The organism is Nonlabens xiamenensis (genome assembly GCF_003865345.1).
GTDB lineage: Bacteria > Bacteroidota > Bacteroidia > Flavobacteriales > Flavobacteriaceae > Nonlabens > Nonlabens xiamenensis.
Window position 1 is genome coordinate 381,297 of record NZ_RMVE01000005.1, and the last position, 13,552, is coordinate 394,848.

A 13,552-nucleotide genomic window follows, 5' to 3' on the forward strand; every position below is an offset into this window, starting at 1 on the left:
ATTATTATGGTCAAGTTTTTACTTGGACAGCCTCATTTGAATAGTGGTTGATCGATCAGATCAATTTAGACCCATCTCCTTTGAAATAAGAGAAATCATGATTATTCTGGATGCGTAACAAGCTTTGATAGATCATTCGGATGACATTCTCTACATCATCTCTGTGTACCATTTCTACGGTCGTATGCATATAACGCAAAGGCAATGAAATCAAGGCGCTAGGCACACCCCCATTGGAATAAGCAAAAGCATCTGTATCTGTTCCAGTTGACCGCGATGTAGCACGTCGCTGAAACGGAATATCATTGTCCTGTGCAGCTTCAATGATCAAGTTGCGCAGTCGGTTTTGTATGGCTGGCGCGTAGGCGATGACAGGCCCTTTGCCGATGGCAGCATCACCATTGGATTTTTTGTCAATCATAGGTGTAGTCGTGTCATGCGTCACATCAGTAACTATGGCTACATCAGGTTTGATAGTTTGTGTGATCATTTCGGCACCTCTCAGTCCGATTTCTTCCTGCACCGAATTGGTCACATATAGCCCAAAATCCAGTTGTTTGTTGTTTTCTTTGAGCAAACGAGCCACTTCTGCAATCATAAATCCGCCCATTCTATTGTCCAGGGCCCGACACACAAACTTATTCTCGTTGAGAATAAAGAATTGGTCAGGATAAGTAATAACGCAACCTACATGCACTCCTAGTGCCTCAACACCCGCTTTATCTTCTGCACCCACATCAATAAATATATTATCCTGTTTGGGAGCTTCCTCTTTATTTTTATTGCGTATATGGATCGCCGGCCAACCAAATACCCCGGTAACTATTCCTTTGTCTGTATGGATGTCCACACGTTTGGAAGGGGCGATCTGATGATCAGAACCACCATTACGCACCACATAGATCAACCCATCGTCTGTAATATAGTTGACATACCAAGAGATCTCGTCTGCATGACCCTCAATGACCACTTTAAACTTGGCGTCAGGATTGATGACTCCCACGGCACTACCGTAGTCATCCGTGATAAATTCATCCACATAAGGTTTGAGGTAATCCATCCATAACTTCTGCCCGTTCCACTCATAGCCAGTCGGAGAGGCGGTATTGAGATAGGATTCTAAAAAATCAAGAGATTGTTGGTTTAAAATATGCTTATCTGCCATTGTTCAAATTTTATCGGTGAAGATAATAATACGACCTGAAAATCGCTTAGGTAGGGGAAGCTTTCTTATTTTTGGAACGCTTTTGGTAAGCTAAATAGGTATGAAAAAGTCAATTGTGTTTCTCTTGTTGGTGGTCGTCGCTTTCGCGAAAGCGCAAAGCCCACAAGTTCCAGTACCTAAGGATTCTCTTAAAGTCGTCGATCCTGAATATTTTTACCTTGATGGCGACTCGATCAAAGCTATCGAGCTGGATGATGTGATGTTGTTGCAAGACTTGAAATTTACCAGCAAGTACGAGCGTATCAAGTATTTGATTTTAAAACGAAAGACCAAAAAAGTTTGGCCCTATGCCAAGATGGCGGCAGAGCGATTGCAGGTGCTGGATGAACGTTTAGCTTCTCTAGAAACTGTGAACGACCGTAAGCGATATTCTAAGATGGTGGAAGAATACATCGAAAAGGAATTTACGGCCGAACTAAAGAAATTGAGCAGAACCGAAGGACAGATCCTGATCAAGCTGATTCACCGACAAACTGGTGACACGGCCTACGATTTGTTGAAAAGGCTACGTAGCGGTTGGAGTGCTTTTTGGTTTGATAAGACGGCCAGTCTGTTTGATATCTCATTAAAGGAAAAATACGATCCAGAACACGTGATCGAAGACTTTTATATTGAAGATATTATTCTCAACCAAATCATAGAAGATCAACTCGAAGAGCAGCCACCAGCCATTAGTTTTGATTATTTTAAAGCGAGGGAGCAATGGAAGACTTATGAAGCCTCACTTCCTGAAGATTATGACAGTATCAATCTGGCTGCACGTGCGAAACGCATCCAGGAATACAAAGAAAAAAAGGCGCGTAAAGCACGTAGAAAAAACAAGTAAGGTATGGATGAGTTAAGGCGATGACCAACTCATCTTTATCCATAAAAAACCCTGGTATAGATTTTCTCTATATCAGGGTTTTTAATTTTTCAAAAACTTTAGTTATCAGTTGTTTATATTAAGTTAACTAAAGCACATCTTTATATTATTGAACCGCTTGAAGGGCATCGATATTTCCGTATCCAAAATTGGAATTACGATAAGGATAGAACTCACTGGACTGCTTTAATTTTTCCAACACCTGCGAACGGCTCCAATTGGGGTGACGACTCCAAACCAAGGCAGCGATACCTGCCGTAGTTGCTGTGGCTACTGAACTACCACCTACGTATTTGCGATCACCAGCATTGAATCCTAAGGTAGGAACCGTACGAGAAGCATCGCTAGCCCGCTGCATCACGATGGTAAAATCTATCGCATCTCCCTCATGGCAGATATCGCATCGATTGTAACCATTGTCCTTTACTCCGGTTACAGCCACCGTTTCACTCATACTGGCAGGGAAAATCACTCCATACCAATTGGTAAATGTTGTAGAAGTCCCACCGGCAGCAATGATCAATTTATTTCTGGAATAGGCGTATTTAACAGCATCTTTGATATTTCCGATACTCCACAGGTAACCTATGGACATAGAAATGACCCGTACATCACTGCGGTCACCCAATTGTCGCAAGGCATCGCTCACGCCTTTGCGTTCATGATAATCATCTAATAATACATCTTCTGTCCCTCTAAAAGCAACCATATTTGAATTGTAGGCTACCCCCACAGGCATGGCTTCATCATTACGCGGACTCGCGATAGCAGAAGCCATGGTAGTTCCGTGCCCGCAACGATCGTTGGGTCCGTCTAGATTATTGCTCCACCACCAACTTGAATCAATAAAAGTTCCGTGCTTTTGGATACTGCGTCCGTTGGAAGCTCCATCGTTGAATCGGCTTCCTAACAACGGCTGGTTGGCAGAGATTCCAGTATCGATCAAACCAACGGTAATGCCAGCTCCAGTAGAGTAGGCCCAAGCGTCATCGATGTTGTGCAGATCATAATTCCAAGGCCTCCAGGCGTTAGGGGAGATTACAGTGTAATCGGCTGAATTGATGGACTGACCGCTCTGGTCACAACCTGAACTAGATTTTTGAAAAGCTAGATCTGGATCCTTAAACTGTGCGTATCCGATCGGCTCTAAATACCGAATACCAGCTGTGGATTGTAATTCTTCAATGGTAGACAATTGAGATATTTTAAGTTCTACTACATTGAATAATGGATCTTGCTGGAGGAGAATCTCCTTTTTATCTGTAGTACCTTCATTGTCCATAGCCACTGCAATTGCGTTTTCTCTGGCCTGGATCAAGCGATCTGATCTTTTTTCAGAGAAATATTCTTCAGGTTGTCCATAGCCTAAACTTAGAATACCATCACCGTGCATAATAGCACTATACAATACATTGCTGGGCGCATGCGTCCAATCTACATCGCCTGTTTCTGTTAATTGAGTTTTGATAAAAGCATTGACTTCGGTTACACTGAGAAGTTTCTGGTCTGTCGAACTATCTTGCTCGGTCAATTGGGCTTCTTCATGTGTACAAGCCACAACCAAAAATAGTCCCATAAGTAAAAGAGATATTTTTTTCATGTTATAAGGGTTTTAATTGATGTTCTGAAATTATCAATTTTTTGGGACTATTTTAGGGATTTGTTAAGCAATACTGTTATAAATACATGATTTCACAACTGAGATTCCTAAGCGATCACATAATTATCCGTAAATCAATTTAATAGCAAGTGTTATAACTGATAATCGATTTATTATGCATTGCATTACATCAGAAAAAGTATAGATGACAGGTAAAAATAACCGCTCATTTGTCTCCATCTTCCCGACAGCCCAGGGGGAGGTTCATTATCAATTGTGAATTTTTATCCGTATCACCGTTAGATTTTAGCCATGTTCAATAGAAGAATGCATCTCGTCTTTGGAATTGATTAGCTCTTCAAAAATCAAGCTCGCAATGTGGTGAAATGATGAGAAGGAATGAAATAAGGGCCAAAGTCAGCCGAAAAAGGCTTGAACTTATTTTTTGTCCTCTTTCTTAGCTGCTTTGATCATGCGTCGTATTTGCAACCAGAAAACCTTGGTAGATTTTGATGAAGTCAGATCATAACTCAACAGCTCATTGACGTCTAAATCGAGATCATAGTCTATTAATTTGTTTCTAAAGCTACCAGTAGGTGAGATATATCCTAAACTCCAGTCTTTAAAAAGTCGTACCGACTTATCACCTTTCCAAAGTAAACTGACTTGATTATGCCTTTCATCTTTCAGAATGTTGTCATATAATTGAAGAATATCGCGTCGTTCACCTTCCAGAATTTGATAGAAACTGTCCTGATAGTATACTAGACAACCAGTAATTCCAAATTTAGCATTGTTTTCCCTGCTTTTTTCGACAATTTCATTGATCGCTTTTTCATCCATTGTCTTATTGGCTCTACTTGTATAATTAAGTTCAAAAATCAGCTTTTTCCTTTTGTATTGTGATCGATAGTCTGAAGGTGACATTTGGTATCGCTCCCTAAATAGCTTGGAGAGATAACTCTTACTGGAGAATCCAATCTCGTAAACAATTTCAGAAATGCTAAGCTCATCTTCAATCAATAGAGTTTTGGCCCGTTCTAATCGCAAGTATTGTACAAAATTGTTCACACTACTGCCGTATAGGTATCCGAAACCTATTTGTAGTTTTTTAGCAGTTAATCCAGATTCCAGCGCCAACTCTTTGATGGTATGTTCTAGTTCAAGGTTCTCACGGATATAGTCGTAGAGATTAATGATTTCGTATAATTCATCTTTACTGAGCGGACTCTCATTTTGATCGGGATTGTCTTGATTGCGTAAATGATCATCCAATTGAGATGCGATGATATTGTAGACGTTGGCCTCTAACATCAACCTGCCGATGATATCATTTCTCTTAAGATTCAATAGCTGGGTAGCAAAGACGGAAGTCTCTGGAGTAAAATCACCAATGTATTTAAACGATGCTTTCTCATCGAGTTCATCGGTGATACGTTTAATGGCCAATCTAATTGACTCCCCTTGTTGTGTGCGTTGAAGTTGTTTTTGATCAATAAAGATCACGCTAAGTTTAATCGGTGTGTCCGACGGGATGGTAACCTCACTTTTATCTGATTCTGAAGTAGATAGAATCACATTGTGCATGGGCTTGATTAAATTAGTTTCCTCTTCACTTTGGAACTGATGTTCAACTTGACCTTTAAGACTGTACAGCAAGTACAAGGGTTGATGCGACGGGTCATCTTTAATAAACCTTAGCTCCTCCGTCAGTTCAATATCATAAACTTTAAGTTGAAATCCAGGAAGAAACTCATAGGCTTTAACCTCTCCATAGCCTTTCTCATTGTCCAATTTCATCACTGCGCTTTTATCATAGGACTGAAAACTGCCTCCTAATAATTGGCTTAATGCTTTGAGTTCTTCAATAAAAGTTCCTGATTCAAGTATATTCATGGGGTAAGTTGATCGTTTCAAATTTAATAGATTCTCATCAAATTCAGTAAAATGTTGATATGTGTTACAAAAAATTGTATTTGTATTAAAAATTATGTGGTTTGAACTAAGGAATAACCCTAATGTGTTAAAAATCTTACAAAAGCTGGTCTATTTTTGTACATCAAACCCTACAAATTTATGTCAGTCCCTAGATCTACCAAATACCCGAGAGGAAAAATTAGTTTTCCTAGAATCATTCAGTTGTTTAATTTTTTAAAAGTCTTTCGACCAGAAACTCCATCTATGCCTTATCAGGATTGTTATGGAGAGGTTATTGCGCGTGAAAATTTTGAATTTGGTCACTGTATATTTTACAAAGATTTTTTGATTTTTGAGATGAAAGATGTGATGATGTGCGGCGGCCCCATGTTTGAACGTATCCTGACCGTAGTGGATAACTACTATCAAGGCAAGCCTGTATCCATGATCATACATCGTGAACATGAGACAATCATGTCCGTAGAGGCGTTAAGACAGATGTCCAGTAGAGAAGATACAGATTATGCCTTTGTCTCCAGCCACGAAAGATCCCTTGATGTCGCTATTTATGAAAAGCAGAATATTTCCAAAAGATTCAAGTATTTTAATCATATGCAGGACGCAGTAGAATGGGCATTGCGTTCATAAAAAAGCTTTAGCTTACTTTTCTGAATTTGAAAAATGAGACACAGGTGCTGGTGTCAAGTTCAGAAGATCAAATCACAGGCGTCGTTGTTTTTCCAGATGGTTTTTTTAGATGAAAGTAACATTTCCTTCCTGTACGATTGCTTAATTTTAAGGGTGTAATTGGTAGACCTAGTTGCCAAACAACTTCATTTATGCCTTTAGTACTTCAAACAGAATTATTGGGTTTTCCCTGGCCCACTCGTGATCCATTTCTTTTTTGCGTTCATCATCTAGACCACTATCCATCAGGTGACTCCAACATGCAACCGCCTGAGGAAACTAGACAGGGAAGAATTTTAGGTCAGGATTTTAGTCCTCAGCATGATTTCCGTATGTATCACGGCAAATCTTTCCCTGGATTCCCATACCATCCGCATAGGGGTTTTGAAACGATCACGATAAATCGTCAGGGGATCGTGGACCACAGTGACTCCCTAGGAGGGGCAGGTAGATTTGGTAGTGGAGATGTCCAGTGGATGACGGCAGGGAAGGGGATATTGCACTCTGAGATGTTTCCTTTGGTACATGAGGATCGTGAAAATACACTGGAGATTTTTCAGATTTGGCTCAATTTGCCCGCTTCCGCGAAAATGGTAGATCCACATTTTAAAATGCTGTGGAAAAATGACATTCCCTCTTTAGAACAAAAGGACCAAAACGGCCACAGTTCCATAATCCAACTGGTGGCAGGACAATTTGGCGATCATCACTCACCCGATCCAACACCAGATTCTTGGGCTGCTGATCCTAAGAACGGTGTAATGGTACTGGTGGTTGAAATGGAACCGCAGGCCGAACTATTACTTCCAAAAGTCGACTTACCTGAAGTTCATCGTACGTTGTATTTTTATAAAGGTCAGGAGTTAATTATCGACGACAAATCCTTAAAGTCAGGGCTAAGCATTAGTGTGGAACCTAGTCAAGATTTGATCATCAAAAATGGGGCAGAAGCTTCTGAGATATTGGTGCTTCAGGGTAAACCTATCAATGAACCGGTGGCCCAACACGGTCCCTTTGTCATGAATACCCAGCAAGAAATTCAGGAAGCTTTTTCTGACTATCAACGCACCCAATTCGGTGGATGGCCTTGGCCTGAACAAGAGCAAGTTCATGACAGAAAAAGCCCCAGGTTTGCGCTTCATTCAGATGGTAGGAGGGAAGTGCCAAAAAGTAACGACCACCATGACAACTAAAGCCAATTATAGCAGCTATATGATCTAAAATTTAAACGGACTAAATTAATTATGGAAATGAAGAAAATACTATTACTGTGCCTTTGCCTGGTGTTTGTTTTTTCGTGTAAACGAGAAGAAGAAACATCGCCTGAAAAGGAATCATCGATGCCGACCGAAGAGTCAATCTCAACCGAGATGAGCGAACAGCCACCAATTTATGAGTTTACAGCAGCTATTGAAAAGGCGCATAAAAAAATGGATTTTATGCAAAAAGATGCCTTAGTCTATGACCTCAAGGTAGTTTTTGGGGGGAATACCTTGCTGGAGGGAACCACTACCATGCGCACAGATGGTTCGCAAATACGTATTGACAAAAAAGATGGTAGCCAGATTTTTTATAAAGAGGGCAACGTATATGGTAGTTCGCCAGAAGCTATTGATCCCATGGCGAGATTTCATATCCTGACCTGGTCTTATTTTCTAACTGCTCCTTTTAAATTCAATGATCCAGGAACACAGTGGAGTAATGAGAAAAAATTAGCCTGGGGTGAGTCCGAAGTTCCTACAGCCAAATTACAGTTCAAATCAGGAACAGGAGATGCACCAGACGATTGGTATATTGTGTATAAAGATGAGTCCAGCGGCCAACTACTAGGGATGGCCTATATCGTAACTTATGGAAAAAGCCTGGAGGAAGCAGAGGAGGAGCCGCATGCGATCAAATATGAAGATTATGAGCTTGTAGATGGTGTTCCATTGTCAACCCGCTGGAGCTTTCACATGTGGAATGAAGAAGACGGATACACAGAGCCAATTGGGGAAGTTAATCTTGAAAACATCAAATTTGTATCGGCATCTACCGTAGATTTTACCATGCCGCAAAACGCCCAAACCATACCACTTCCTGAAGAATAAGCTATTGCTTTTCTTATTGTAAACGATTTTTAAACAGTATTTTACGTATTGTTTTACGAATTGAAAGCTGCTGAAATGAAAAGTTCAATGGTCCAACAAATTGATCAGTAATAAATACTGGTCATCGTTTGCGTTTTAGAAGATTTATCAAGTAAGGACAATTATTATGCGAGAGCGAACTTTCTCCAGAATGCGATAAAAACCTTCTTTAGTTGCAAATAATCAAATACGCGTTGAATGAGTTACCAAAAAATGCTTGTTTTTTTGCGTGAGTTATATGGTTGGGTATGGTGTGGAAATGAAAGAATTGGTATCGTCAATTTTGGATAGCGTCTAATTGTATTACAAAAAGCGAGATGTTTCTTATTGAGGATTAAACTCGAGCAGCAAATATTTGATGACAACAGTACCTAAGTTTCTAACAAAGAAATAAATATGATGGGATATTTTATATAGTATACCATTATTGATACTGAAATACTGAACGTGTCGCAAATTGACTTTTATAGCATTGCTAGCGATTTAATACACTGGCGTGTTGTTAGATCTGCAATTATGTAAAATGCAAGTCTCCATCAATTTGCTATAGTCAACATTTGAACCATAATGCATATTATGTCAAATAGAAAATATTCAAATAGCTTGGGACGCAATGTTCTATATATTATTCCTCTTCCTTAATTTTATCAACTATGCCTGTATAGCGGATAAAACTATGTGCTGCACTATTGATGTATACCGTGGCAAAATCGCCTGAATAGATTTTCAAATCAATATCCATGCTTTCTGTATTGTTTTGTGTGGTCAGCTCAACCACCAGTACGTTGTTTTCTTCGTCGGTGACCACTTGCAAGTTTTTAACCGGACCTGTAAAATTAAATGGGCCATTGATTTGGTTATATCCTCCACCGCCCAAACGTCGTTCACCATAAAAGGGTAATGCCATTTGAACTTCGTCGTCCTTAATTCGTAAAGAATATCCCTGGCCTTGCAGGTTGATGCGATTGGCATTATCACCACGTTGGATCAAGATATCATTGGCTACGCTGTTATAAGCTGCTGTATTCTGCGGACTCGCACTTACCGCGTCAAATCGAATGCCCTCGTTTGACAAGGCATTTTTTAATGCTAGGCGTTCACTGCTACTTTGAGCATTTGAATAGCTGGATTTACATTGCACCAAAGTCATCAATACCACTAAACAACTTATATAAGAGCCTATTTTTCTCATCGCTTTTTGTTTGGAATTTAAGCAATTTGTAGAAGTATTCCTCTTAATTTACATCCTTATTGGCTACTGATTAACAGAATATTAGGAGTAAAAATCTGATGATTTAATTGAACAATGCCGTCGTCATCGTTTGAGTGCCACGTGACCGGTGATTATTTGGTCATTGTAGTAAAGTTTATACCAATAATCACTACTGGGCATAGGTTGATTGCGATAGGTGCCATCCCACCCCACTACCAATTCATTGATTTGAATCAATAACTTACCATACCGATCAAAGATTTCCATTTTTGCCCCAGGAAATGCTTCAATATTATACACCTCAAATGTATCGTGAAATCCATCTTGGTTTGGAGTGAAAAATTTTGGAATTTCGATACGATTAAACTGTCTTGTAACGATCTCACATCCCGAGGTATCCCTTACGTAAGTTGTGACTTGTAGAAATGTACTGATGTCAAAAACGTTACTACGGGTGTAATTAAAACCATCAATACTGTATAGAAAACTTCCATCATCATTAGCAGTCACCACGGTTAACATGTCTCCTGTCAATTCCAAATTTTCAATCATAGGTATTTCTATGATTTCCACATTGAAAACAGCGGTGCTACTACAACCTTCTGCATTAGTTACCGTACAGGTAAAGTTTCCAGCGCTAGAAACTTCAATGGTCTGCGTATTTGCACCAGTGCTCCAAGCATAAGAAAACCCACTGGCTCCTGGGTTCAAAACAACGGATTCACCTGGACATATTTCAATATCTGCCCCTGTGACAGAAGGAGAACTATTTACTTCATAGGTCAAAGCTGTTCTGGAGGAACTCACACAACCACTCGCTTCGTCCACACTCTCTGCGTAGTACACTCCAGCTGCATTTGGGGAATAGGCATTCGTATCACTGGCCAAAATCGTTCCTCCAGTAGTTGAGTCATACCAATTTATAGATATCCCGTTGGTATTAGCTACTTCTAGGGATAAATTTTCACCATCACAGGCAACTACGCGATCTTGTATAGGCGTTGGTTCTGCTACCACTACCCTTCTGAATTCGAATGCGTTAGAAAAATTGACACATTGCGAATTGTTGAGATTGATAGCATCCTCGGCGACCTTTACCCTGTAAAAACTTGTCGAATTAAGTACAGGCGTTATATAGTTGGGATTGGTTGCGCCTGGGATATCTGTATAATTGACGCCATCGCTACTTTCCTGCCATTGATAGGCTGGCGAAGCATATACACTAGTAGTGGTAGTGGTCATCAATGTATAAGCTTGCCCCTGCTCATTTTCACAAAGAAATACTGTGTCGGCTCCACCTGGTTCGGATACATCGATGGCATCACCACAGGTTCTAAATTCAATGTCATCTATAGCCAGATCATTCCCACAACCACCTGCACCTTCATTAATCAGTTTTAGTATACAACCATTTTGTCCAGGAGCGGTGGTAAAAGTCAAACCGTATTGTACCCAGGTGGGCGAGGGATCTGCCAGGCGTTCCATCATGACTCCGTCTGCCAACAGGTTAGTGTCTGTGATGTCCCAAATTTGAAACCTTACCTGGATGGGGATTTCCGTGTTACCGCAAGGATTATTGGCCCCTAAAACATTGATTACCCAACTACTGAACTCATAAGGTGTGTTCTCACACAATCCGTTGATGGGTATTTGGTAAAAAATACCAGCATTGAAATCAGCATTGACAAGCAACATGCGTCCCTCCTGATCACCCGTATGATCTGGAGCATTCCAAAAAGAATTTAACTGCTGCATGTTACTGGAAATGGTATATTCTCCATCCTGGACAGCACTATTCACATATCTATACGTAGTGACAGTATTAGGTAAAGCTGGACCATTAGTAGATCCTTGTCCGAATGTTTCCTGAAATATGGCATCTCCACTCTGTCCGGTACAGAATCCCAATTGCGCTTTCGCGAAAGCGGACACCATCAACAGGCATAAAAACAGATAAATCTTCTCTTTCATGGTCAAAATATAATACTATACATGACAATACCCACCATTCATTTTTATCATTATCTGACCTAAATCAACATCAAAACGTCGATTAACGGTAAAAACTTAACTTTTATCTAATGTTTCTTAATTAAAAGTAATTAGAATGTAAGATGTTTGTATTCGCACAAAGCTAAAGACTAGTTTTGCAGCAGAATACAACTGATCAATTCTTTATCATATGAATACACTTTTACGCGTAAAACTGATGGGAAGGTTATGCGCCATTTTTTGGGTAGCCCTTCTTTTTCCGATGAGCCAATTTGCCCAATGTCCCGATGTTCCAATTTCTCCTCAGAACGTTTGTGATGCGGCAGGCTTTAATTTTAACGACCTGGAGGCATTTGCCACAGACAATGGCGACGGAATACGTTGGTATCTGAACAGCATGGGTGGAACCCCAATACCGGGAACACAACTTGTTCAACCAGGAACTTATTATGCGGATAACGACTCAGGGGACTGTGCAATGCGTCCTTCGCTTACGGTCACCTTTACGGTTCCTCCTACTGGACAAACCTTAGATGGAATTTTCTGTTCCAATGAAAATCCGACGGTTCAAACTTATATCGATGAAGTATTGGCCAATAACATACCCATGGGCGGAAACGTCGAAATCTATGAAGATTTTGGACTGAGCATGCAAGTGATGCCAGGTACTGCACTGGTGGGGAACGATAATTATTTTATTGTATTTTCCGATGGTACTTGTCGCAGTCAAATTGAAACTGGAAGTTCAGCCGTTTTTCAATCCCCAGCAGCTCCTACTCCACCAGCGACTCAGGAGTTTTGTAGTGATACTAATCCTACCGTAGCGGATTTAGATCCGGGAACCACGGACAATTTCAATTGGTATGAGGCCTTGGATTCTTCCAATGAGCCTATTCCGCCAGCATTATCGCCCACCGAAGCCTTAGTGGACGGAATGACCTATTATGTACAAACGGATAACTTTTTCTGTGATAGCGATATCGCCAGCGTAGTGGTTCAAATTGACGATCCTAGAGATCCTGGAACCGATGGCGCAGTAGAATATTGTGAGGACGGTATTCCCGCCACCGACATAGACTTATTTAGTTTACTAATGGGAACGCCAGAGTCTGGTGGTACCTGGACTGGTCCTTTACCCACATCTAATGGAGATCAGGGGACCGTTAATCTTTCCGGCCAAATGGTCGGCACTTATACCTTTACATATACCTTGATTGGAATGGGAGGTTGTCCGGATGCGACGTCCAATGTAATTATTGACATAGTTCCTATCTTGAGTTCAGGAACGGTTGCTGCGACTAACCCAGCTAGCTTTTGCGAGTCTCAAGCACCAGCTGCTTTTGATCTGTTTAGTTTATTAGATAATGAGGATACTGGTGGTGTATGGACTATGGGAACCGCTTCTACTGACCCTGTTGTTCCTTCGACTGTAGATTTAAGCGGGCTTACCCCTGGCACCTACGATTATACTTATTTTCAGAACCTCAATCCAAACCCTTGTCCAGAAGAATCAACGAGCGTTCAAGTGGTAATTTTGGCCGATCCTAATGCTGGTACGGCGGTACCGACAGAGTTTTGTGAAAATGATTTGGCTGCCAACTCTCCGTATGACTTATTTAATTCTTTAGATGGGTCTCAGGATAATAATATGGGTGTGTGGACAGATGCGATGAATAATCCGATCCCCAATACAGTAGACATTACAGGGTTTACGGTGGCTGGAAGTCCGTATTCTTTTACCTATACCGTTGATAACGGCTCCTGTACTGATATGGAAACCATTACGATTGAGGTCTTGCCAGCTCCAGAATCAGGTAATTACGTCGGAACACCATTCCAAGTATGTGAGGATCAAGCTGCGGCAAATTCGCCTTATGACTTGTTCAACTTACTGGATGGTACCCAAGATACCAATGGAACCTGG

The 13,552-nt window shown here is 40.7% G+C and carries 10 protein-coding genes; 5 read left to right on the forward strand and 5 right to left on the reverse strand.

The window, feature by feature from the left end; genetic code table 11:
• Positions 1–55: 55 nt before the first annotated feature.
• Positions 56–1,165 carry a M42 family metallopeptidase gene (locus EGM47_RS14375; protein WP_124981521.1) on the reverse strand — a complete coding sequence of 370 codons (1,110 nt, stop codon included), beginning with the start codon at positions 1,163–1,165 and terminating at the stop codon, positions 56–58.
• Between the two features lie 100 nt (positions 1,166–1,265).
• On the opposite strand from EGM47_RS14375, the gene EGM47_RS14380 reads away from it, so the two are divergent.
• Positions 1,266–2,051: a DUF4294 domain-containing protein gene (locus EGM47_RS14380; protein WP_124981522.1), complete on the forward strand. Its 786-nt coding sequence runs from the start codon at positions 1,266–1,268 to the stop codon at positions 2,049–2,051.
• Between the two features lie 145 nt (positions 2,052–2,196).
• On the opposite strand, the gene EGM47_RS14385 is transcribed toward EGM47_RS14380, so the two are convergent.
• Positions 2,197–3,690 (reverse strand): S8 family peptidase, encoded by a 1,494-nt coding sequence (locus tag EGM47_RS14385; RefSeq protein ID WP_124981523.1) that lies wholly within the window; start codon positions 3,688–3,690, stop codon positions 2,197–2,199.
• A 438-nt stretch (positions 3,691–4,128) separates the two neighbouring features.
• Positions 4,129–5,586, reverse strand: a complete 1,458-nt coding sequence (locus EGM47_RS14390; protein WP_124981524.1) for a BLUF domain-containing protein — start codon at positions 5,584–5,586, stop codon at positions 4,129–4,131.
• A gap of 180 nt (positions 5,587–5,766) precedes the next feature.
• Between EGM47_RS14390 and EGM47_RS14395 the strand changes: the two genes are divergently transcribed.
• The 3 genes from EGM47_RS14395 to EGM47_RS14405 all read left to right on the forward strand — a co-directional run bounded on the left by EGM47_RS14395 (position 5,767) and on the right by EGM47_RS14405 (position 8,384).
• A complete protein-coding gene (locus EGM47_RS14395; RefSeq protein ID WP_124981525.1) occupies positions 5,767–6,255 on the forward strand; it encodes a hypothetical protein in 489 nt (162 codons plus the stop codon).
• Between the two features lie 191 nt (positions 6,256–6,446).
• On the forward strand, positions 6,447–7,487 hold the full coding sequence (locus EGM47_RS14400; protein ID WP_124981526.1) for a pirin family protein: 1,041 nt from the start codon (positions 6,447–6,449) through the stop codon (positions 7,485–7,487).
• A 57-nt stretch (positions 7,488–7,544) separates the two neighbouring features.
• Complete coding sequence (locus EGM47_RS14405) at positions 7,545–8,384, forward strand: heat-shock protein Hsp90 (RefSeq protein WP_124981527.1); 840 nt, start codon at positions 7,545–7,547, stop codon at positions 8,382–8,384.
• Between the two features lie 664 nt (positions 8,385–9,048).
• Here EGM47_RS14405 and EGM47_RS14410 read toward each other — a convergent pair.
• A complete protein-coding gene (locus EGM47_RS14410) occupies positions 9,049–9,615 on the reverse strand; it encodes a DUF4251 domain-containing protein (RefSeq protein WP_124981528.1) in 567 nt (188 codons plus the stop codon).
• Between the two features lie 123 nt (positions 9,616–9,738).
• A complete protein-coding gene (locus EGM47_RS14415) occupies positions 9,739–11,607 on the reverse strand; it encodes a T9SS type B sorting domain-containing protein (protein WP_124981529.1) in 1,869 nt (622 codons plus the stop codon).
• A 211-nt stretch (positions 11,608–11,818) separates the two neighbouring features.
• On the opposite strand from EGM47_RS14415, the gene EGM47_RS14420 reads away from it, so the two are divergent.
• Positions 11,819–13,552 (forward strand): hypothetical protein (locus EGM47_RS14420; protein WP_164510905.1); only part of this gene is annotated, 1,734 nt, incomplete at its 3' end.

Bases quoted from the DNA above. Each gene is read 5' to 3' on its own strand.
- EGM47_RS14375 (WP_124981521.1), bottom strand. From the start codon at position 1,165: ATGGCAGATAAGCATATTTTAAACCAACAATCTCTTGATTTTTTAGAA.
- EGM47_RS14380 (WP_124981522.1), top strand. From the start codon at position 1,266: ATGAAAAAGTCAATTGTGTTTCTCTTGTTGGTGGTCGTCGCTTTCGCG.
- EGM47_RS14385 (WP_124981523.1), bottom strand. From the start codon at position 3,690: ATGAAAAAAATATCTCTTTTACTTATGGGACTATTTTTGGTTGTGGCT.
- EGM47_RS14390 (WP_124981524.1), bottom strand. From the start codon at position 5,586: ATGAATATACTTGAATCAGGAACTTTTATTGAAGAACTCAAAGCATTA.
- EGM47_RS14395 (WP_124981525.1), top strand. From the start codon at position 5,767: ATGTCAGTCCCTAGATCTACCAAATACCCGAGAGGAAAAATTAGTTTT.
- EGM47_RS14400 (WP_124981526.1), top strand. From the start codon at position 6,447: ATGCCTTTAGTACTTCAAACAGAATTATTGGGTTTTCCCTGGCCCACT.
- EGM47_RS14405 (WP_124981527.1), top strand. From the start codon at position 7,545: ATGAAGAAAATACTATTACTGTGCCTTTGCCTGGTGTTTGTTTTTTCG.
- EGM47_RS14410 (WP_124981528.1), bottom strand. From the start codon at position 9,615: ATGAGAAAAATAGGCTCTTATATAAGTTGTTTAGTGGTATTGATGACT.
- EGM47_RS14415 (WP_124981529.1), bottom strand. From the start codon at position 11,607: ATGAAAGAGAAGATTTATCTGTTTTTATGCCTGTTGATGGTGTCCGCT.